Below are 20883 nucleotides of genomic sequence, written 5' to 3'. Positions count from 1 at the left end.
GCGGCGTGGTGCTGCTAGCGCTGCTGTGGCTGCTAATGTTCGAGTCAGCGGCGATCGCCTAATGTCCCTGCAATGCTTGGGGTCAACTCTGGTCAAGCGGTGCGGGTGACGGCGTGTTGAGGTGGTGGCGATCGCGAGTGATTTCGACCGCAATGTCGCCTGCAAAGTGGGGCACCGGGGGCGTGAGTTTGGTGAGCTTGACGGTAATTTGAGTGAGGCGATCATCGGTGCGCAACACCGCTTTCACAATCTCGCTGGCCAGCGTTTCGACCAGATTAAACGGTTGCTGCTGAATCAACTGCTGCACGGCGACGATAGCGGCGGCGTAGTTGTAGGTGTCAGTTAACACGTCAGAACTTCCGGCGCTCGATAAATCCAACATCAGCGTCAAATCGACTCGAAACCACTGTCCGAGCACATTTTCTTCTGGCAAAGCACCCGAGTAGCCAAAAGCGCGAATGTCATTGACGTAAATTTTATCCATACCCCCAGAACAGTAAATATCAGCAAGTTATCTGTTTGTTACTATCCCACACCTAACTTCAGAATCCCGATCAGCGCAGTGAGATAATGGCAAATTCTTAATCGGATTATGGTGGATAGTCATTGACTGTAATCGGATAAAATTGATTTAAGGGCGCATCACCCATTCATTTCGTTCCAAGCACCGTGGCTGCCAGGCATTCAGTTGCCGACATTGAAGCAAAGGATGAATCTCTAATATCTTTCTGCGAAAGAATTCTGGCTGCTAAACGATGATATTTCTTAGCCAATGACTGAAAACGTCTGGAGTTGAGCTCCGACAGTTGAGCGATCAAAATAATGCGTAGTCGTGAAAATCTCACCGCCATCAATCATGAAAGTTTCGTTACTACTAAATCAGTCGTTTCGTTAGTCAGTGGCCTGTATATTGCCACCGGCTTAGCCGTTGTTTCCAGCGTCTTATTTCTCTTAACTTCACTAGACCGGGCCGCCAAGGCCGATCGTGCCCATCGAGTCGATATCGCCTTGAATTTAGAAGCCCGATATTTGAAAACGGTTCTGCTGGAATATTCCTATTGGGATGAGGCTTATGAGGCCATTGTGGTGGAAATTGATGAAACCTGGATCGAGCAGAATTCTGGCCAATATCTGATCGACGAGCATGGGTTTGATTTTTCTCTGGCGATTAAGGCTGGCAATCAGCTGGCGCATCTCAGCCTGCATAGCGAGGTCGAAGGGTTGCAATTTGAGCAACTGATGGCGGGTGGCTTGGAAGAATTAATCGCAACATCTTTGCAGAGCGAAGTAGATGAAGGGATGGTGGCTGGTTATATCACTGCTGGGAGGGATATTTATTTAGTCGCTTTGAGTCCCTTTATCAATGAGGAAACTGAGGCAGTCAGACCAGGCAGTTACTTGTCTATGGGGCGACGGTTAGATGACGACTACATTGAGGAACTGGCAGCGGCGTATGAACTGCCAGGACTGCACCTAGCCCACCCGACCGAAAGGGTAACGAATACTAAGACGTTGACGAATACGACTGGCCAGGCGATCGGCCGATTGGCCTGGTCGTTGCAGCGACCGAGTCTACTGATTGCGCCCAAGGTTATTGCGATCGTCATGCCGTTTGTCTGCGTTGCGATGTTACTGACCCAATACTTTCTGAAGCGGGATCATGCCGATCGCACGGCTTTTGAAGAACATTTGTACAAGGAGGCCACGCTTGATCCCCTTACCAATATCAGTAATCGTCGGCACTTGATCGCGTTAGGCCAACAAGAGATGGCGGTGCATCGACGCAACGGGGGAGAGTTGGCCGTTGCGCTATTTGACATCGATCATTTCAAGGTCATTAATGACACCTATGGACACGCCACAGGCGACAAAGCCTTAATCCATTTGACCCACATATGTGCCAACGAATTGCGGGAGTCAGACCTCTTTGGCCGTTTGGGGGGCGACGAGTTTGCCATTATCTTGCAGGAAACCCCCCTAACGGAAGCGATTGAGGTCATCGATCGCGTTCGCACCAGCATTGAAGCCTGCCCCATGGTGATAGATCACTACATGATTCCTCTCACCATCAGCGTTGGATTAGTGCCAATGGCAGAACAAACCGACTTTGAAAGCCTCCTCAAGCGCGCCGATGTGGCTTTGTACGAGGCCAAGAAGAGAGGGCGGAATCAAGTCTGGGTGAGTCAGGGAGACAATAACTAATTTTTGTCTTCGGCGGGGGCGGGCTCAGAAGGGGTAGAGGTGACGTTATCAACGCTGACATCCAATGCGTAATTGAGGGCAGCGGTTTGAATATTCACGACGGTGATTTCGTAATAGCCGGACTGGGGCAGGGTGCCGGACCAGGTGCGATCGCTGGAATCTTCCAGCAAAAAGGGCACTGAGTCATTGGGACTGGGCACATAGATGGATAAGCGGGTGGTGCCGGGAGCAGCTTGCAGATTGAGCCGCATCAGTTGCCCCTCGCTGAGGTTGAGGATATAAATTCGACCTTCACCCGGCCCTAAGCGATCGCGCAACGACTGGCTAAACTCACCGCTGGCAAAGCGAATCTCTTCGAGCAGATCGCCGGACTCAATGCCCCGCACCCGATCGTCCGCGAGCCCGTGCCAAATCTGCCCAATCGGCTGGTCAATGAAGTTTTGCTGGGCTGTCTGCGGATACAGATAGGCAAACTTAGCATCGGCCAGGTCATACAGGGCGCGACTGCTGACGTATAGCTGGTTTACTCGCTGTCGCCATTGGTCGCGATCGCTGGCCCCATAGCTGCCCAACCGTTGGCGAGCTTGAGCGCTCAGTTCCGCCTCTAAGACATCCAGCACTTCGTTGGCAATACTGTCCCACTCGGCCCGGAGCTCGGCATCCGCAGGGTCGTCGCTTAGCGGTCGTTGAATCTCGGGAAATTGAATATAGAACAATTGATCCGTCACGGCCACCAGATAGCGCTCATCCACTTGCAACCGCTCGCGCCGTTGACGAAGTTTAGCTTTACGGGCCTGCTCTTCAGGCGAAAAAGTTGGATTGGTGTCCTCGGGCTGCGTCTCTTCGGGTGTGTTTCCCTCGGGATTTGTAATCGGACCGTCCGGTTCCCAGCGAGTGGCAATCCACCACACTAGACCAATGGAGCCGATCAGTAATAACAGGCCAAAAAAGGCCTGAAAGCAGCCCCCGGTCGGGTTAGGGCGCGATTGTTTTGACGGTTTTACTGGGGCAGGCGGAGGACCTGGGGGCGCCACCATCGTGCTGGGGTCGCTACCCCGACCCGGTGCCACGGCCACGGTTGGCTCGGAATAGCTGTTGCCATTGGCATAGCCCGGAGCGGTGTAAAGATCCGGACTGGAGAGCGCCTTGGCGACCGCCGTCGCTGAGGAATAGCGATCGCCCACCCGGGGGGCCAGCATCCGTTCCAATACCGTCGCCAACCGCGGGCTGATACTCACATAGTCTTGCCATCGCCAGCGCTGGGTATAGCGATCGTACAAAACGTCAGGCGTTTGGCCCGTCAGTAGCACTAACGCTGTCACCGCCAGCGCATATAAATCGGCACTTGGCGACACCTGCCCCGATTCCATCTGTTCCGCAGGGGCGTACCCGGCTTTGCCGAGGCGCGTCGGCACCCCGTCGTGACTGACCTGTTGCTGCACTGCTGTGACCAATTGCTTGACCCCGCCAAAATCGATCAGCACGGGCAGGCCGTCCGTATTCCGAGAGATCAGGTTGTCAGGGGCGATATCGCGGTGAATGACGCCAATGCTGTGCAAATAACTAAGCACCGGCAAAATCTGCCGCAGCAGTTGCATGACTTCGGATTCGGCAAAGCGATTCCCGGCATTTAAACGGGTTTCGAGTAATTCTTGATAGGTCGGGCCTTCGACATAATCCTGCACGAGAAACAACCGTCCCCGACCCCGGTCTTGCACCCGCAATAGCTCGCGAAACTTGGGAATTTGGGGATGGTTGAGCTGATACAGTACATCCGCCTCGCGCTCAAAGAGCTGTTTGGCCTTCCGCAGGGCTTCATTGTCATTCACCTGCGGCAAAAACTCTTTCAGCACACAAAGTTCGTTAAAGCGATTTACGTCTTCGGCCAAATAGGTATAGCCAAAGCCCCCGCGTCCGAGTTCCCGCAAAATGCGGTAACGGCTGCCCAGCAGGTTATTCGAATTACCCGTGCCGCCCATGACCATGCCATTTCTCCCAACGTGGCTGTGAGAAGGGTATCGCACCTGTGGCGGATTGGGTAAGGGGAGTCGGTGGGTAGCTGGGTGGCAGGGTCATTGGGTAAGTGGAGTGGCAGGGTGGTTGGGTAAGTGGAGTGGCAGGGTGGTTGGGTCGGGAACTGCTCAAAAATAGTGTTTCCGGGCGTAGGGGGGTGGCATTGCCCAAGTACATGTTTAGCGTGAAGCTCTCCGTCGATATTGAATCCCCTCTGGGGAGGGGCGTTGGGGTGGGTTAGTCAAGTCATGACCGATATCTGACCTACCCCGCCCTCCGGGCACCCCTCCATCGGAGGGGATTAGCCATTCCGAACTAACGCTAAACACTGACTTGCCAAACTCGAATAATTCCCACGGGTTGCCCACCAGCCTGCTCAGTATGGAGTTGCCTAGGGGGGCCAATGCTTAACCCCTGACGCTTTCTATCAGAGTTGGGTTTGCCATTTAAGTACCGTTTCCCGATGTGGCTGAAGTAGGCAGATTCATTGAGAATTCCACCCAGCCACCCCTTTACCCAGCCACCCCTTTACCCAGCCACCCCTTTACCCAGCCACCCCTTTACCCTGCCACTCCCTGAGCCTTACCAAATGGACTTTAACAACTTACACTTTTCTTAAGTCGAGAGAATAAAGTCGCAATTGCTTATGACCGCCGCTACGCAAGTTAATCCACTGCTGTCGTTGGAATACGTGCCCGCTCTGGAATCCATTGGGGATGATTACTACGATGAGGTGGCGGCGGCGGAGTTTCCGCAAACGCTGCTGCGGTTTCGCAATGATGCCGTGTTGCGCCAGTTGGGGCTCGACCCGGCAGCGGTGAGCGATGAGCATTTTGTCGAGGCGTTTGGCAAATTTCAAGGGCGATCGCCTTTCTTAGCTTTGCGCTACCACGGGTATCAGTTTGGGGCGTACAACGCCTTTTTGGGCGATGGTCGCGGCTTTCTCTATGGCCAGGTGATGGGGCAAGATGAGCAGCTCTACGACTTTGGCACCAAGGGATCCGGCACGACGCCCTACTCGCGGGGCGGTGATGGGCGACTGACGCTCAAGGGAGGAGTCCGTGAGGTGTTGGCGGCAGAAGCGCTGCATGCCTTAGGTGTTCGCACTTCCCGCACGCTGAGCATGATTGAAACGGGAGAGCAACTGTTTCGGGGAGATGAGCCGTCGCCCACGCGATCGTCGGTGATGGTGCGCTTTAGCCGATCGCATATTCGCTTCGGTACCTTTGAGCGGCTAGATTATTTAGACCGCACCGACCTGATTCAGCGGTTGTTAGAGCACGTGATTGAGTATTACTATCCGGCGGCGCAAGGGGTGAGCGATCGCCATGAGCGCTACCTCCAGTTCTACCGTGAGCTGGTGGAACGCACCGCCGAGCTGGTGGCCCAGTGGATGTCGGTGGGCTTTTGCCATGCCGTGCTGAATACCGACAACATGTCCATCACGGGGGAAAGTTTTGACTATGGCCCCTATGCCTTTATCGATCAGTACGACCCCAAATTCACGGCGGCCTATTTTGACTACGCCAGCCGCTACTGCTATCGCAACCAACCCGCTATTTGCCACCTGAATTTGAAGATGCTGCAAAAACCTTTGCAGCGCGTCATGCCTCAAGCGGACATGGAAGCCGCCCTTGATCGCTTTGAAGCCCACTATGAGCACCACTACTCACAGCGCATGTTGCACAAGCTGGGGTTTGAGTCGCTAGAGGAGCCCCTCGCCACGGACTTGATCAATCAAACTTTGGATCTGCTGAACTCCGTCTCGGTAGGCTACCACGACTTTTTTCGCGCCTTGGCGGAGCAGTTTTCGCCCGACTGGGTGAATGACGACGCCCCCATTTTTGCCACGACGATGCAAGCCTCGGACGCGGGCGCTCAGACTTTGCTGGAACAGTGGCGACAGCACTATCAGCAAGCTTTGCGTACCCAGTCTGCTGAAGCGTTGACGCAAATATCGCAACGTCTCCGTCAAACCAATCCGCAGACGGTGCTGCTGCGGCCCAGAATTGAAGCGATTTGGGAACCGATCGTGGTGGGGAACGACTGGGAGCCGTTTTATCAACTGCTGAAGCAAATTCAGCAGCCGTTTGATGCTGCTTGATCTGCTCCCAGGAGTTTCCTGACCCCGCGCGAGTCACTCCTCCACCTGATGCCAGAGGTCGCTGAGGGTGGTGACTCGATAGCCCTGCGATCGCAACTTTGGCAAAATCAACCGCAGGGCTTGAGCAGTATTTTTTGACCGCTCCACCGAGCCGCCGTGCAGCAGCAAAATCGCACCGGGAAACACATGCTGCGCCACATACCCAGCGGTGAATTTGGGGTCGGCAGTGGCGGTCAGGGTATCTAGCGGCAGCATTGACGCCAGGGCAAAGTACGGTTCGTAACCGGGAGCCTGACGAATGACCTCATGCATGTAGGGAGTGTAGAAGGCTCGACCCGGGCGATACCAGCGGATCGGCGAGTCGGGTACTTGCTCAATCAAGCGATCGTGGGTGTGTTGAAAGTGGGTTTCAAACGCTAGACGCGACTGTAACGCGGGCCAGGTATCGACAAGGCCATGATTGGCCAGCTCGTGGCCCTGAGCCACCATATCGGTCAGCAGCTCGTAATCTCGATTCAGATGGTTGCCAATAATGAAAAATGTGGCACGAACGTTCTCAGCCGGATCCGATACACTCTGGTTGTGTTCTGCGATCGCGTCTAAAATCCAGCGCGTCGAGCAGGGGGCCGATTCTCCCGGAATCGGCACATCATCAATGGTCAGAGCCACCCAGGGCGCTTGCGTAGCTTTGTAAAACACCGCATTAGGAAAAACCCAGGCCAGGTTCTCAATTGCTTTTTGGGGCAGGTTGGTCATGACATTTGCGGTTGGCACTGGGCGGTGCAGATGAGGGGGTGACGGGTGAGTGACAGAGGGCTCGCTCTCTTATTTTGCCCCCAGTTGCGATCGCTCCTCGGCGCCAGAAGACATTTCCCGGCGTTGTCGCCCAATTGGTTGCCATGGTTAAACAAAGTGCTGGGCTATTAATGTATCGCCATCATGCCGAGTTGGAAGTGCTGCTCGTGCATCCAGGTGGCCCCTTTTGGAAAAAGCGTGATGCGGGCGTCTGGAGTATTCCCAAAGGATTGGTCGAGGGGGACGAAGATTTATTTCACACCGCCTGTCGTGAGTTCACTGAAGAGACGGGCCTGACCCCGCACCCCCCCTTTTTAGAATTGCCAGAAATTCGTCAGTCGAGCAAGCGCGTCAAAGCCTGGGCCTTTGCGGGCGACTGTGACCCGACGCAAATCCGCAGCAATTCCTTCATGATGGAATGGCCCCCCAAGTCGGGCCAACTGCAAGAGTTTCCAGAAGTCGATCACGCCAATTGGTTCACCATTCCCCGCGCCCAACACTGCTTGATTAAGGCGCAACTGCCATTGCTGAAAAGTCTCTGTGACCAACTTGAATAACCCTTCTTTTGCGCCTAAAGCTTAATCAAATGCGTAAAGGTCACGGGCTCGCAGCTTTATCGATAAGCTGAGAGGAGTGAATCTTTTGACCCTGATGCTGAAGTTCGAGACTCCCCAAGCGCGCCACCTGGCCGATCAGCTGATGCAGCCAGCCCTGATCCGCATCATCGATAACATTCGCAAGCAGTTGGAAGACTCAGAGTGGCAAGGCACCTATCAAGAAACCCAAATCTGGCCGGAAGGGACTTCGGAAGCGACTTTGCACCAGTTCAAGGAACTGCAATCGCAACTGAATCAGGCGACGCCGGAAACCGCCGAGACCATTCGCACCGAACTGCAGCAGCTCCCCCAGCCCTTTCCGGGCTATGAGTTGCACTTGACCAAAGCCGAGCAGACTCGGATTGTCGATGTTTGGCACCTCTGTTATTGCGTCTGTTTTCAGGCGTATCCGGTCACCGATGGCCCCGTGCAGGTTGATGAGTCGATTATCGATCGCGAGGTCAATGATGTGGACTGGCTGGTGCTGGATAATAAAGCCAAAGCCATTGTGGATGAGGTCTTTAGTCAACTAGGAGCAGAGTAACCATGCTAGAACTGCACTGTCACACGACCTGCTCGGACGGTACCCTGACGCCAGAGGAATTGGTCCAGGTGGCGATCGCCGCTGGGGTGAAAGCGATGGCGATTACCGACCATGACACGCTGGCGGGCTGTGAGCGGGCGATCGCCGCAGCGGGCACCCAGCTCGAAATTGTCCCCGGTGTGGAACTGAGTACGGTGCATCGGGGGCGATCGCTCCACATTTTGGGCTACTATCCCGATTGCTCGAAGCTGGAGCCAGCCCTGCAAGACCGCATTGCCGGGCGCAGATACCGGGCGCAAGCCATGGCTGATAAGCTGGCTGAATTGGGTTTTCCGATCACCTTGCCTGAGATGCCTGGCGACACGGCTCCGGGCCGCCCCCACGTGGCCCAAGCCCTGGTGGAAGCGGGCTACGTCACCCATCCCCAAGAGGCGTTTACCCGGTGGCTGGGCGAGGGTGGCCCGGCCTATGTGGCTTATGATTCGTTTTCTGCGATTGACGGCATTCGACTGCTGCTGGCATGTGGAGCGGTACCTGTGTGGGCTCACCCTTACCTCTTTCGGGGTGGCACGGTCGCAACGGTGTTGCCTGAACTGGTGGCAGCGGGACTGATGGGCGTCGAGGTTTACCACCCCAACCACAGCCCCAGTGATGAGCGCAAATTAGAGGAATTGTGCGATCGCTATGATTTGCTGATCACTGGCGGCAGCGATTATCACGGTCCCGCCACCGACAAAACCAAAACCGGCGTTGCCCTAAATGGTTTACAGGTGCCGCTATCGCTATTGCCGCCGCTCAAAGCCGCCGCCGCAAAGCTGAAAATGGCCGCGATCGCCTAAGCGCGATCGCGCGCACGACAAAAGCCCTGCCAATGATTGACAGGGCTTCGATGGAAAAGGCATTCAGCACGCTCTGTGGATGTTCGTGAGGGTTCACCGAGCCGCTAAAGCACGTCATTGCACCGGGGCCAGTCGCCGATCGGCTAACCGTTCTTACCCAGCACCTGATCTTTGAGCGCGGTAAAGTTTTCCGTCAGCTCTTGGCGATTGGCATCCTTGAGCAAAAAGCGATAAACAAACCAGCTGCTATAGCCCAAACCGACGAGTTCAAACGTGGGGGCCAACAACGGCACTTCGTTAATCGCATTCAAAATTGCCAGCAGCAGCTTGACGGAGATAAACGCTGCCAAAATCAACCCGACGGTGACTAGCGGGCGCTTATATTCTTTGAAAAAGTCTGTGACGTAGTCAGGCAGGTTGGCCAACAACCCAGACACCTTATCCAGGATTTGCTGCAACTGCTGATTGATTTCACCGTCGCTTGGGGTCTCGGTATGGGCTTCGGCTTCGGGCACCTCAGCTACTTTAGTCTCAGAATTGATATCTGTGCTCATATGAATACAGGGTTATCCCCCGGAATGACGTCTTATAGGATAGTGACCCTCTTGAAACTGAACCCAAAAAGTTACTTTTTGGTACATCGGAGTGAGGGTTGCAGCGATCGCCACACAGCGATAGCAGATTTATAGTCTGAAACTGTTCAAATTTCAAACCCTTGCCTAAAGAAATCTATCTTTAACCAGGCGGCGATTCGCGACAGCGCTGGGGCTCAACCCATCGCCCAACCGTCGCTCTCCTGTGGCCTCTCTCGTCTCGCTAAAATTTCGACTAGGATAATTTCTAAATTGATTTTTCTGGAGGATCAGGCCCCATCGAGACCATCCACGGCAATCTGCGCGGTTTGAAACCGAACCAGCTGAAGCAACTGCAACGGCTGTATCATCAGCGGCTACCGGGCGATCGCGTCACGACACCAGAGTTTGCGCAACGATTGGCGGCCATTAGTACCGATCTCGGTCAGCCGTTGTGCGTTTATCTCAATCGTCGGGGCCAAGTGATTCGCGTCGGGGTGGGCACCCCGCAGCAAACCCGCATTCCTCCGGTAGAACTGCCGCGTTACGGGGCCGAGCGCCTCTGTGGCATTCGCTGCATTGCCACCCGGCTCAAGCACGAACCGCCGAGCACCAGCGATCTCACCGCGATGGCGATGCAGCGGCTGGACTCGTTGGTGGCGGTGACCTTATCCGGTGATGGCTTTGAGCGGCGGGGCGGCGGCGCTACGGGTTACGTTGACGAGGTTTACCTGGCGCATTTAGTCCCCCATCCCGAGGCGCGGTGGACGGTGTCGGATCCCATGTCTTTGGATACTCTGGCCCAGCAAGATTTTGTCTCCCTGACCGATGCGCTGGAAGAAGAATTTCGGCGCGTCTTTGTGGCGCAACAAGTCGATGCTGACCACGATCGCGTCATTGTCGTCGGTCTGATGACGGGCAATGTGAGCAAGACCCAGTTTCGCTATGGCCTGATGGAAGTGCGGCGCTTGGTCGAAACGGCGGGCGGCGAGGTGCTAGCGACCCTGCACCAGCGGCGTGATCGCCCCCATCCCCAAACCGTCCTCGGGGCGGGCAAAATCCAAGAGATCGCTTTAGAGGCGCAAACCCTGGGGGCGACTCTGGTGGTGTTCGATCGCGATTTGTCCCCCGCCCAAGTCCGCAATCTAGAAGCGCAAATGGGCGTCCGCGTGGTCGATCGCACCGAAGTGATTTTGGATATTTTTGCCCAGCGGGCCCGCACCGGAGCCGGTAAGTTGCAGGTCGAGTTGGCCCAGTTGGAATATCAACTCCCCCGGCTGACGGGCCGCGGCCAGGCCATGTCGCGACTCGGCGGCGGCATCGGCACCCGTGGCCCTGGTGAAACCAAATTGGAGACCGAACGGCGAGCCATTCAGCGGCGCATTTCGCGACTGCAGCGAGAGGTGAATCAACTGCAAGCCCACCGCGATCGCCTGCGGCAACGGCGACAGCAGAGCGATATCCCGTCGATTGCGGTGGTGGGCTACACCAACGCGGGCAAATCGACCCTGCTCAACGCCCTCACCAACTCGGAAATCTACGCCGCTGACCAACTCTTTGCCACCCTCGACCCCACCACCCGCCGCCTGAGCGTGCTCGACAGCGACACCCAGGAGCAAACTCAACTCGTGCTGACGGACACGGTGGGCTTTATCCGCGATTTGCCCGAGTCCCTGGTGGACGCTTTTCGCGCCACCTTGGAAGAAGTGACGGAAGCCGATGCTTTGCTGCATGTGGTGGATTTGTCCCATCCGGCCTGGCAGAGTCAAATTCGCTCCGTGATGCGTATTTTGGGCGAAATGCCCGTCACTCCCGGCCCAATTTTGCTGGCCTTTAACAAACTAGATCGGGTGGATAGCGAGGCGTTAGCGATCGCGAAAGAAGAATTCCCCAACGCTGTATTCGTCTCGGCCCAAGACCGCATTGGTCTGGAAACCTTGCGAAAGCAGCTCATCGAACTCGCCAGCTACGCCCTCTGTCAATAACGCTTGATTCGGTCCTCAAAGCAAACGTCAACGGCAGATGTCCAACATGCGGCTAGTATCAGTTCTTGTCGATAGCACTACAGATCCGGATGTATGAGCGCAGGGGAGCAGGGGGATAATTCCCCTTTGAGGTTAATGCTTCATGTCAACGGCCAATCCGCTGCCTATCCGTTTCCCGCTCTCGATAGAATGGGGAATGGCATGTCAAGGCACCGCTTTTGCTGAGCGATCGCCTCCCTGCCAGCGCCCACCGTTTACCCATCCCCATGTTAGAAACGCTGCAAACCTCCCTTTACGAAGTCAGCCAGTACGCCAACTCCCTGGTCGCCAATCAACTCACGAGCATTTCACTGGTCAGCATCGGCGTGGTTTGGCTGGCGGGCTTGCTCACCAGTCTCACCCCCTGCACCCTCTCCATGCTGCCGATCATGGTGGGCTATATGGGAGGCTACGACGCCGAAAATCGCGGGCAAGCGATCGCTCAAGCCTCCTGGTTTGCCCTGGGCTTGGCGACGACCCTGGCGGCGTTGGGGCTCGTGGCGGGGGCGGTGGGGCGAGTCTACGGTCAGGTGGGCGTTGGGCTCCCCATCATCGTCAGCGTGCTCGCCATTCTCATGGGGTTGAATTTGCTGGAAGCGCTCCCCTTACCCATGCCCAACTGGGGCAACGTGGACCTGACGAACCGGGGCTTTCCCCTCGCGGTGAAGAGTTATCTGCTGGGGTTGACCTTTGGGCTGGTCGCATCGCCTTGCAGTACCCCGGTGCTGGCGACCCTGCTGGCGTGGATTTCCACCACGGGCGACCCGGTTTTGGGAGCGGCGCTGCTGCTGGCCTATACCGTGGGCTATGTGTCGCCGCTGGTGATTGCGGGCACCTTTACCGCCACGATCAAAAAGCTGCTGGCGCTGCGTCGCTGGTCGGGCTGGATTACCCCTGCTAGCGGCATCTTGCTGGTCGGCTTTGGCGTCTTTTCCTTGCTGATTCGCTTTGCGCCCAACCAACTGGTGTAATTTGCCGATCGCCGCAATGCCTGTTCACCTGAGCTAATTCCCCCTTTTCATGGCTTTCTCTTCTAACCCAATGACGACTGTGAATCGCTGGCTACAGCGCTACTTTAAGCGAGAGCTGCTGCCCCTGCTGGCGGATTTGCGGCTGGCGATCGCCCTCCTCCTGGTGATTGCGGTGACCAGCATTACGGGCACCGTTATCGAACAGGGCGAGTCGCTGGCGTTTTATCAAGAGAACTATCCCTCTGATCCGGCGCTGTTTGGCTTTCTGGACTGGCGGGTCATCCTCGTATCCGGCCTGGATCATGTGTATCGCACCTGGTGGTACCTGGCGATTTTGATTCTGTTTGGGGCCAGCCTCACCGCCTGCACCTTTACGCGACAAATTACGGCCCTGCGCTGGTTTTCGCGCCCGTGGAATTTTTACAGTCAGCCCCGACAATTCAACAAATTGGCCCTCAGTGGCGAGTTAGAGCAGGGCAACTTAGAAGAAATTTCGCCCCTGTTGGCAAAGCGGGGGTATAAGGTCTTTACTCGCGATCGCGCTCTCTATGCCCAAAAAGGAGTGGCGGGGCGCATTGGCCCCATCGTTGTCCACGCCAGCATGTTGATCATTCTCGCGGGGGCCATTTATGGGTCGATGACGGGCTTTTTTGCCCAAGAAATTGTGCCCAGCGGTCAGGTGTTTCAAATTCGCAACATCTTCGACGCGGGGCCGTGGGCCGAGGCGCAAGTACCCAAAGACTGGGCAGTGCGGGTCAACGATTTTTGGATTGACTACACCCCCGAAGGCGTGATCGACCAGTTTTATTCCGACCTCTCCGTGATTGATGAAGACGGGGAAGAACTGACGCAAAAAACCATTCATGTGAATGAGCCCCTGCGTTACAAAGGGGTTACCCTCTATCAAGCGGACTGGGGCATTGCGGCGGTGAAGGTAAAGCTCAACAACAGTCCGGTGTTGGAGATTCCCATGGGGCAGTTGCCGACGGAGGGCAAATCAAGAATTTGGGGCACGTTGGTGCCGACGAAGCCGGACATGAGCGAGAGTGTGTCGCTGCTGGCGACGGATTTGCAGGGCACGCTGCTGGTTTACGACACTAACGGCCAACTCGTGGCCACTGTGCGTAAGGGCATGGCGACGGAAGTGAATGGCATTCAACTGGCGATCGTCGATATCATCGGCAGCACGGGCCTGCAAATCAAAGCCGATCCCGGCATTCCCGTGGTCTATTTGGGATTTGGCCTGCTGATGGTGGGCGTGTTGATGAGTTACATCTCTCATTCGCAAGTCTGGGCGTTGGAGGCGGACGACAAGTTTTTTGTGGGGGGCCGCACCAACCGTGCCCAAGTCGCCTTTGAACGCGAACTCTTGCAGATTATGGAAGCGATCGAACCGACGGCGACGGCAGCCGCAGATGCCACAGAAACGAGTGCGATCGCGCCCTAACCCGGAGCCGTTTCGAGCGTGCGTCCCCCAGCCACTGCAGTCTGGTCTGGTGAACCCCCGAGGCAACGTCTATAATCGCCTTTTGCCTCCGAGTCCACTCAACAGGTGTCATGGTTCATCCCCGCTTACAGCATATTCGGATCATTTTGCTCGAGCCGGCGGGAGCTTTGAATGTGGGGTCCGCTGCTCGGGTAATGGCAAACATGGGCCTGTCGCAACTGGTCCTGGTGAATCCCCACTGTGATCCGCTGGGGGAGGAAGCGCAGCGCATGGCGGTGCATGCGGGAGACATTTTGACCCAAGCGCAGATCGTACCGACCTTGGCGGCGGCGCTGACCGACTGCACCAAGGCGATCGCGACTACTGCCCGCGATCGCGCCTTGAATACGACGATGGAATTGCCGGAAGTCGCTTTGCCCTGGCTCGTGGCCCCAGCGTCAGACCTCACTCCCGCCCCGGCGGCGCTGATCTTTGGTCCCGAAGACCGGGGACTGAGTAATGAAGAGTTGAACTATGCCCAGCGCTTCGTCCGCATTCCCAGTGATGCGAGTTACACCTCTTTGAACTTGGCTCAGGCGATCGCGGTGTGCTGCTATGAACTGGCGCGGGCGGCCACTCCACGGGTCGCGATCGCGGCACCTCCACCGCCCCCCAGTGAGGTAAAAACCGCCCCCCTTGATCAATTAGAAGGTTTTCACCAACATTTAGAAGCCGTTTTGCTCAAGATCGGCTATCTTTATCCCCACACGGCGACAAGCCGAATGGAAAAGTTGCGGCGATTCTTTGTGCGAGCGGCACCGACTTCTCAAGAGTTGGCTATGCTTAGGGGAATTTTGCGGCAGACCGACTGGGCTTCGAGCCCGGTCCACCGTTCGCCAACTTCTCCGCCCGATCGCAGTTCGCCAAACCCACCGCAGGGCTAGGGTAATACCAACGCAGCATCATGGCAGACAACAACTATCAGTCCAACCACGGCCAGTCTCCCTTTCGACGTTATGAGCCCACTGGCAACCCCGGTACGCCCCAGGGCCAGGTGTTGCCCCTGACGCCGCCCCCGCTGACAGCTCCTGGTGGCGGCACGCCCCCACCGTCGCGGAGCGCGAGACGACGGCAACGTAATGCGCGTAATCGTTGGCGGCAGTGGATTCAACCGGGTCGTGGGGCCACGACGACGGCGACAGCGCGATCGCCCCGGTCTCGATCAGGCGCTGATGCCGCCGCCTCGACTGCGCCCAAACGCATCAAAACCCCGATGCCGTCTCAGACGGGTTCCGCTGCACCGGCCCAGCCAGTCATGACGGGGCCGAATTCCTCTGCCTATGCGTCAGCACCTGTCGATCCGCGAACAATGGCTGCGCGGGCTGCGAGCCCTGCAGTGCCCGCTGGCACACCAGGGCGTCCGCCGGGACGTCCGGGGAACGGTGTCGAAGCCCGCAACAAGGTCACGCCCCTACAGCGGCCCCCATCGCGATCGCGGCCCCAGTCGTCTAATCCCAATACCAAAGCGCGTCGTCCTCAACCGCGCCGCTCTGGCCGGAAGACGCCGCAGCCGGTGTTGTATGGCATTCGCCTGTTGATTTTAGGGACTGGCATTGCCGCGATCGTCGGGACTATGCTGTCTTCGCTGAATTCGAGCGACCAAACAGCGGGCAATTCCAGCGATCGCCCGGTCGCGACGGAAACTGCCTCTCGGTCAGATAATCGTGATGCCCTGACCCAACCACTGCCCCTAGCAGAAGAACTCGTCTCCGTGGAAACCGACTTGGTGGCGCTGGAAACGATGACCCCGGGGCTCACGCAATCGGTCTTTTTCTATGACCTCGATAGCGGCAACTACATTGAGCTCAATGGCACCGAGCCCATCGCCGCTGCTAGCACCATTAAAGTGCCGATTTTGGTCGCATTTTTGCAAGCCGTGGATGCCGGGACGGTGCGCTTAGACGAAGCGGTTATCCTGCGTGAAGACCTAATGGCCGGTGGTTCTGGCGATTTCCAAACCCAAGAGATTGGCAGTCAGTTCACGGCGCTAGAGGCGGCCACCGCCATGATTGTGAACAGTGACAACACTGCCACCAATATGGTTATTGAGCTGCTGGGCGGGCTCCAGGTACTCAATCAACAGTTTGCTAATTGGGGGCTGTCCTCCACTTCGCTGCGCAATCCCCTACCTGACTTAGATGGCACCAATACAACTAGTGCCGCCGATCTCGTCCGAATTATGGCCCTCGTAGAGCAGGGAGATCTGCTGAGTCGGCGATCGCGCGATCGCCTACTGGGCATCATGCAGCGTACTTATAACCGCGATTTGATTCCCGATGGCTTAGGCGACGACAGCGCGTTGACCTTCAACAAAACGGGCGATATTGGTACCCTGCTGGGTGATGTAGCCCTCGTCGACACGGTAAATGGTAACCGCTATCTCCTCAGTGTGTTGGTCGATCGCCCCTTTAACGATGGCCGCGCCAGCGAGTTAGTCCGACGGGTTGCAGGACGCATTCACGAAGAGATGAATCAACCTGTGAGTCCGGTGGGCGGCAGTTTCCCTGACGTGCCTAGCACAGGTGCCCCATCCCCGACAGACCCGACAATCGAGCCGTCAACGGTGCCCTCGTCCGAACCCGAAACGTCAGTAGAGCCAGAGGCTTACATCGAGCCGGGCACCCCGCTATCGGATCCAGAACTTCCCCCTGGCTAGAGACTGCTCGGTCTTCTTTGCAGATGGCTTGAACTCGCCCTACAGCCTGACGGTGGGGCGAGTTATTGGTGCAATGTGAGCAAGCTATCGCGATCTGCAGATATAGCGTTGCGCAGATCGCTCCGTTCATTGATTTGATGGAAAAACGAGTGGATTAGGTTAGGAAGCAGGATTTTTCAAATCAATCCAACCCAAGTTTTGTTGAGCAAGCATCTTGCTTGCCCCAGGACAGCCGTCTCGGCTGTCCACACTTCGATTCAATGCCCATACTTTAAACTTTTGGGCTCTCGGCACCTAACTGCGGATTGCTATAGCTCCGTTCATCGCTTTGGCAGAAAACCGAGGGACTGAGATTACGAAGCAAGATTAGATTTTATAAAATCCAAGTCTTTTCGGGCAGCCATCTTGCCTGTCCCAGAACAGCCGAGACGGCTGTCCACACTTAGATTTCATTCCCATATTGGAAGCTTTTGGGCTCTTGGCACCTGACTGCGAATTGCGATTCGGTAGCGTGCTCCAGGACTATTTGGATCGCAATCCGCCATCAGGTCAGGTTGCGATCGGTGGCTGAGTCGCTGGTGGCAACAAAATTCCGCATACCTGATCCCTTGCACCCTCTGCGATAACCAGGGCTCACAATCAAAGCTCAGAAAGATTCTGTTGTATGGGAGTGCCTAGCGACCCAGTTCACCAGGCACTCCCATCAGTTAGCTGGTGATGCTTTCACCGATCGCTAATCGGGCCAGTTGGTATCTCCATCATCTGGCCAATTGGTATCGTCAGCTGGTGCGGCGGTCGAGTCGGGCGGTGAGGACGAGTCGCGGCGGGTTGTCGTCTCAGCTTCCCCGGTCGGCCAGTTAGTTTTGGGCTCGGGCCAGTTCGCTTCATCACTGGTGGGAGCCGTGGGCGGAGGGGTGGTTTGGTTTTCAGACGCGGAGGACTCAGTAGGACGCTTCGCTGCGGATGGATTCGTGTCGCCAACATCCACCCAATTAGTCTCAGCCTCGACGGTGGACTGCACGGGGGGAACTGAGCCAGACGTGGAGGGCGCTGATGGCGGCTTGGGCGATCGCGGGATTGATGGTGGTCGGGGCGGAATATCGATCACCGCTCGTGACGCTTTACCAGGGCGAGACTTTTGGGGCGTCGGCTTGGATGACTGTGATGGCGTCGGTGCCGCGTTGGGATCTCTAGGGATAGAGGGGGGGCGCGGGGGGATTTCAATCACCCCACGCTGAGGCTTCGGTTTGCGCCCGCCGCCGATGAGGTTGCCAGCCCAATTGATGGCTCCAGCGACCGGATTCGACTGGCGAGTCGATGATTCTTGGCCGGTTTGCGCCACTGTTTGGGACCGCGCCGGAGGCGGCGAAACGGAGGCTGTAGACTTCTGACGAGGCGTTGCAGTTGAGGATTCAGCGGTTGGCTTGGGCGTTGTCGATACTGCCTGCGTGGTGGCTTCGTCGATCACGTCACTGGCGTCGGTGGTATCGTCTGCTGACGGTGTAGACTCCACCGGGGACGGGGTAACCCTGTCAGTGTCGCCTGAGGAAACAGCGGTCTCAGAGCTCTCGGCATCGGCTGCCGCCTCGTCCATTATGGGTGACTCCAGTGTTTCAGCGAGGGCGGGCTGGGGCCGCTGGCGACTGGCTACAGTCGCAAACTCAGTCGGGACCGCCTGCCCATCGCCTGGAGCCGTCTCAAATTCATAAGCGGGCGATCGCTTCAGCGGCGGCACGTCAGCGACGGCTTCGGGAGATGGCACGGTAGCGGCGCGATCGCGCCAATTAGCCACCAGTTGAGTTACTGAATCCCACGTTGATTGCGTCAAGCTAGCGAGATCATCCAACCGAGCGTATTGGCGAACGAGCCGCTGCAAATCTTGCGTGAGCTTTTGCACATCCTCCCAAGCTACTGGGGTTTGCACGAGCTCGGGCGTGAGATCGCGACGCAGGGCTAAGGTATGCCAGCCCAAGCCCCCCAGCAGCACGACGCTGACTAACTGTCCGAGCAGCACGGCTCCGGTGAGTCGTCCGGCGCAAAACCACAGCACGACCGCATAAAACATGCCGAGCCCACTCCAAAAAAAATCTTGGCGGCGATGCATCTCTGGCACGAAAAAAGCCGCCATATAAAAACTAAAGCTGCCAATGGCGACGGTGATGGCGAGGATGTAGGCCAGCATGGACGCGATCGTCTCCAATCAAGTCAGGTTCTCTGTTTGCCCTTTCAATTTACAGCGGTTTGGGAAAAGTCACCGCCAGCATCGGCAACTGAGCCGAGTCAACCGGGCGAGAGCGCCATGCAATTTTAAGCACGATTGGAAAGCACAAAAAAGCGGCCATCTTTGAGGTGAGAACCCGTTGCTAATGCCCAGAGAGAAAACACTAGTGGCAATGCTGTTCTACAAGGAGTTTCGATGGCCGCGCGATCGCGTCAAATTTTGCTAACAGGTCGCGAATGCTTGCTAAATGACATCCGCTTGCTCGCTATCGCCGCCGCGCAAATCGTCGGGATCAACATAATGACAACTGGCTTCGTCAACACAGATCAAAGCCCAACCAGACTGCTCAATTCCGACCAACTCATAAGCCGTATCTTGAACAAAAAAGCCCTTGTGATTACGAGTTTCCGGCTTAACTTTCACAGTGCGTGCAACCATTTGGATCCTGCTCCGTAATTTAACGTGACTGAATAATACTCAAGTAAACCTTATCGGTTCATTGAGTAAACCTTATCATTCACTTCCTCTGGTTGCCGTTAAGTTATTTATCCAATCTTGCTGATCCCTGCTAGGTTCTATGGTCGTTCCCCGCAATTCGGCAAAGTATTGGCGTGGTTGACTTGTTTGCACTGAACCCGGCAATTGAGAGAATCAAAGGCGTAACGTTTTTGCAACACCGGTCGTCAAATTTGTTTACGGAAAGTCGCTCAAAGCCGCTACGTAAAGCGGCTAACAGTGCCCTCACAGCGGTTGACTGACTAGCTAGCAAACAGCCACTTTTGGACTCGTTGGAGATTTTTCCAATCGGGCTTACGGCTTAATCCTTCTTCAAGATTCTTCTGCACTTCTTCTTTCAACTCAGCTGACAGCGACATCACCTGGGCGGCTTCGTCAATATGATCGCGCACGCCCTTTTTGCCCGTCTCTAACAGAGCGAGGGCCAAGTTGACCCGTCCTTGAGGATCTTGGGGGGAGAGCTTCACTGCTCGTTGGGCCGATTTCAAGGCGGCATTGGGTTTGTCTGCAAGTAAGTAGAGCCACGCTAAACAGGTGAGCGCCGGGCTACTTTTGGGAGCCATATCGCACACTTCCTTGAATACCGGGATTAATTCACTCGCGCTTGCGCCTGCCTTGTACTGCTCAATACCTTGCTCAAATAGCGCTTCCGCACTTTCAGCCATGCTGCCAATTATCCAAAATCACCGTCATAAAGCGTACAGCAGGTTCAGCCCCGAAGGAAGCCAAACCTGCTGTAAATCAAGCGTTGCTTATGATTACTCGTCGAGTGTCGGTCTAAGTGCCAAACGACTTGCCACAGCCACAGGTCTGCGCCGCGTTGGGGTTCGTAAACTGGAAGCCGCCACCGATCAGCGCGGTACTGTAATCCAGCATGAGGCCGTACAGATAGAGTAGGCTCTTGCGATCGCACACCACCCGGAATCCGTCGTAGTCATAGACTTCATCATGGTCGCTGTTGATGTTTAAGGGATCTTCAAAATCCATCATGTACGACATGCCAGAACAGCCTCCCTGTCGTACGCCCACCCGCAAGCAGAGATCCTTGCCACCTTGCTGCTCTTTGAGCATTTTGACGTGGGTCAAAGCATTCTCAGACATCAAAATGCCTTTCTCTTGTTGTGGCGCTGTTTGTGTAGTCATAGGCCAGATTTATTTGTAATACCCCAAATATTAACTGAAGAGGCTCGGCGGTGCGCTGTCCCCAAGCTCCAGCATTTCCTCACAGTTTAGCCCAAGTCAATTCTGGTCGGATCAAGCCGCAACGTTGATTTACAGGTCTCCATCCCGAACAGATGGCTAGGGAGATCGCGCAACAAGACCCGCCAGCCTGGGTCTCAGGAT

General features: G+C 56.1%; 18 protein-coding genes. 10 read left to right on the top strand and 8 right to left on the bottom strand.

All coding sequences use genetic code 11. The features are described 5' to 3' along the window. Positions 1-82: 82 nt before the first annotated feature. Positions 83-484 carry a dihydroneopterin aldolase gene (folB, locus tag DYY88_RS12095; protein ID WP_039727751.1) on the bottom strand — a complete coding sequence of 134 codons (402 nt, stop codon included), beginning with the start codon at positions 482-484 and terminating at the stop codon, positions 83-85. Positions 485-822: 338 nt separating this feature from the next. Here folB and DYY88_RS12090 point away from each other — a divergent pair, with 338 nt between their 5' ends. Continuing rightward, the gene (locus tag DYY88_RS12090) at positions 823-2202 is read left to right on the top strand and encodes a sensor domain-containing diguanylate cyclase (protein WP_052288491.1); all 1380 of its coding nucleotides are present in this window, start codon (positions 823-825) and stop codon (positions 2200-2202) included. Here the strand turns inward: DYY88_RS12090 and DYY88_RS12085 are convergent. Further along, complete coding sequence (locus tag DYY88_RS12085; RefSeq protein ID WP_052288492.1) at positions 2199-4187, bottom strand: serine/threonine-protein kinase; 1989 nt, start codon at positions 4185-4187, stop codon at positions 2199-2201. The two genes, DYY88_RS12090 and DYY88_RS12085, sit on opposite strands and share 4 nt — an antisense overlap. A gap of 674 nt (positions 4188-4861) precedes the next feature. Here DYY88_RS12085 and DYY88_RS12080 point away from each other — a divergent pair. Next, a complete protein-coding gene (locus DYY88_RS12080) occupies positions 4862-6319 on the top strand; it encodes a protein adenylyltransferase SelO (RefSeq protein ID WP_039727753.1) in 1458 nt (485 codons plus the stop codon). 33 nt (positions 6320-6352) lie between these two features. On the opposite strand, the gene DYY88_RS12075 is transcribed toward DYY88_RS12080, so the two are convergent. Beyond that, the gene (locus tag DYY88_RS12075; RefSeq protein ID WP_039727755.1) at positions 6353-7075 is read right to left on the bottom strand and encodes a polysaccharide deacetylase family protein; all 723 of its coding nucleotides are present in this window, start codon (positions 7073-7075) and stop codon (positions 6353-6355) included. 143 nt (positions 7076-7218) lie between these two features. On the opposite strand from DYY88_RS12075, the gene DYY88_RS12070 reads away from it, so the two are divergent. The 3 genes from DYY88_RS12070 to DYY88_RS12060 all read left to right on the top strand — a co-directional run bounded on the left by DYY88_RS12070 (position 7219) and on the right by DYY88_RS12060 (position 9093). Further along, a complete protein-coding gene (locus DYY88_RS12070) occupies positions 7219-7671 on the top strand; it encodes an NUDIX hydrolase (RefSeq protein ID WP_039730062.1) in 453 nt (150 codons plus the stop codon). 85 nt (positions 7672-7756) lie between these two features. Beyond that, entirely contained in the window at positions 7757-8254 is a 498-nt protein-coding gene (locus DYY88_RS12065; protein WP_201279245.1) for a hypothetical protein, read from the top strand. 2 nt (positions 8255-8256) lie between these two features. Beyond that, positions 8257-9093, top strand: coding sequence for a PHP domain-containing protein (locus tag DYY88_RS12060; protein ID WP_039727757.1), 837 nt, complete (start codon positions 8257-8259; stop codon positions 9091-9093). A 143-nt stretch (positions 9094-9236) separates the two neighbouring features. Here DYY88_RS12060 and DYY88_RS12055 read toward each other — a convergent pair whose 3' ends face one another. Beyond that, positions 9237-9647: a CAAD domain-containing protein gene (locus DYY88_RS12055; protein WP_039727759.1), complete on the bottom strand. Its 411-nt coding sequence runs from the start codon at positions 9645-9647 to the stop codon at positions 9237-9239. A 347-nt stretch (positions 9648-9994) separates the two neighbouring features. On the opposite strand from DYY88_RS12055, the gene hflX reads away from it, so the two are divergent. The 5 genes from hflX (at position 9995) to DYY88_RS12030 (ending at position 16802) form a co-directional block, all read left to right on the top strand. Further along, positions 9995-11650, top strand: a complete 1656-nt coding sequence (gene hflX / locus DYY88_RS12050) for a GTPase HflX (protein WP_236146369.1) — start codon at positions 9995-9997, stop codon at positions 11648-11650. 218 nt (positions 11651-11868) lie between these two features. Further along, the gene (locus DYY88_RS12045; RefSeq protein ID WP_367889285.1) at positions 11869-12660 is read left to right on the top strand and encodes a cytochrome c biogenesis protein CcdA; all 792 of its coding nucleotides are present in this window, start codon (positions 11869-11871) and stop codon (positions 12658-12660) included. A 70-nt stretch (positions 12661-12730) separates the two neighbouring features. After that, the gene (locus DYY88_RS12040) at positions 12731-14107 is read left to right on the top strand and encodes a cytochrome c biogenesis protein (RefSeq protein ID WP_084607102.1); all 1377 of its coding nucleotides are present in this window, start codon (positions 12731-12733) and stop codon (positions 14105-14107) included. A gap of 110 nt (positions 14108-14217) precedes the next feature. Next, positions 14218-15030: an RNA methyltransferase gene (locus DYY88_RS12035; RefSeq protein WP_039727766.1), complete on the top strand. Its 813-nt coding sequence runs from the start codon at positions 14218-14220 to the stop codon at positions 15028-15030. 20 nt (positions 15031-15050) lie between these two features. Continuing rightward, positions 15051-16802 carry a serine hydrolase gene (locus tag DYY88_RS12030; protein WP_052288493.1) on the top strand — a complete coding sequence of 584 codons (1752 nt, stop codon included), beginning with the start codon at positions 15051-15053 and terminating at the stop codon, positions 16800-16802. A gap of 733 nt (positions 16803-17535) precedes the next feature. On the opposite strand, the gene DYY88_RS12025 is transcribed toward DYY88_RS12030, so the two are convergent. The 4 genes from DYY88_RS12025 to DYY88_RS12010 form a co-directional block, all read right to left on the bottom strand. Beyond that, positions 17536-18984: a Ycf66 family protein gene (locus DYY88_RS12025; protein WP_052288494.1), complete on the bottom strand. Its 1449-nt coding sequence runs from the start codon at positions 18982-18984 to the stop codon at positions 17536-17538. 282 nt (positions 18985-19266) lie between these two features. Continuing rightward, positions 19267-19461 (bottom strand): hypothetical protein, encoded by a 195-nt coding sequence (locus DYY88_RS12020; RefSeq protein ID WP_039727768.1) that lies wholly within the window; start codon positions 19459-19461, stop codon positions 19267-19269. Between the two features lie 320 nt (positions 19462-19781). Then, on the bottom strand, positions 19782-20204 hold the full coding sequence (locus DYY88_RS12015) for a hypothetical protein (RefSeq protein ID WP_039727770.1): 423 nt from the start codon (positions 20202-20204) through the stop codon (positions 19782-19784). 112 nt (positions 20205-20316) lie between these two features. After that, entirely contained in the window at positions 20317-20682 is a 366-nt protein-coding gene (locus DYY88_RS12010) for an iron-sulfur cluster assembly accessory protein (protein ID WP_039727771.1), read from the bottom strand. Positions 20683-20883: the final 201 nt, after the last annotated feature.

Source organism: Leptolyngbya iicbica LK, assembly GCF_004212215.1.
In the GTDB taxonomy this organism is placed as follows: Bacteria; Cyanobacteriota; Cyanobacteriia; order Phormidesmidales; family Phormidesmidaceae; genus Halomicronema; species Halomicronema iicbica.
Note: the sequence above shows the minus strand (reverse complement) of the source record. Positions and strands in the feature narration are given on the sequence as shown.

What these genes read in the sequence shown, in the direction of transcription:
- DYY88_RS12025 (WP_052288494.1), bottom strand. Translation starts at nt 18,984, where the DNA reads ATGCTGGCCTACATCCTCGCCATCACCGTCGCCATTGGCAGCTTTAGT.
- DYY88_RS12040 (WP_084607102.1), top strand. Translation starts at nt 12,731, where the DNA reads ATGACGACTGTGAATCGCTGGCTACAGCGCTACTTTAAGCGAGAGCTG.
- folB (WP_039727751.1), bottom strand. Translation starts at nt 484, where the DNA reads ATGGATAAAATTTACGTCAATGACATTCGCGCTTTTGGCTACTCGGGT.
- DYY88_RS12070 (WP_039730062.1), top strand. Translation starts at nt 7,219, where the DNA reads ATGGTTAAACAAAGTGCTGGGCTATTAATGTATCGCCATCATGCCGAG.
- DYY88_RS12085 (WP_052288492.1), bottom strand. Translation starts at nt 4,187, where the DNA reads ATGGTCATGGGCGGCACGGGTAATTCGAATAACCTGCTGGGCAGCCGT.
- DYY88_RS12055 (WP_039727759.1), bottom strand. Translation starts at nt 9,647, where the DNA reads ATGAGCACAGATATCAATTCTGAGACTAAAGTAGCTGAGGTGCCCGAA.
- DYY88_RS12035 (WP_039727766.1), top strand. Translation starts at nt 14,218, where the DNA reads ATGGTTCATCCCCGCTTACAGCATATTCGGATCATTTTGCTCGAGCCG.
- DYY88_RS12090 (WP_052288491.1), top strand. Translation starts at nt 823, where the DNA reads ATGCGTAGTCGTGAAAATCTCACCGCCATCAATCATGAAAGTTTCGTT.
- DYY88_RS12075 (WP_039727755.1), bottom strand. Translation starts at nt 7,075, where the DNA reads ATGACCAACCTGCCCCAAAAAGCAATTGAGAACCTGGCCTGGGTTTTT.
- DYY88_RS12030 (WP_052288493.1), top strand. Translation starts at nt 15,051, where the DNA reads ATGGCAGACAACAACTATCAGTCCAACCACGGCCAGTCTCCCTTTCGA.
- DYY88_RS12080 (WP_039727753.1), top strand. Translation starts at nt 4,862, where the DNA reads ATGACCGCCGCTACGCAAGTTAATCCACTGCTGTCGTTGGAATACGTG.
- DYY88_RS12010 (WP_039727771.1), bottom strand. Translation starts at nt 20,682, where the DNA reads ATGACTACACAAACAGCGCCACAACAAGAGAAAGGCATTTTGATGTCT.
- DYY88_RS12020 (WP_039727768.1), bottom strand. Translation starts at nt 19,461, where the DNA reads ATGGTTGCACGCACTGTGAAAGTTAAGCCGGAAACTCGTAATCACAAG.
- DYY88_RS12015 (WP_039727770.1), bottom strand. Translation starts at nt 20,204, where the DNA reads ATGGCTGAAAGTGCGGAAGCGCTATTTGAGCAAGGTATTGAGCAGTAC.
- DYY88_RS12060 (WP_039727757.1), top strand. Translation starts at nt 8,257, where the DNA reads ATGCTAGAACTGCACTGTCACACGACCTGCTCGGACGGTACCCTGACG.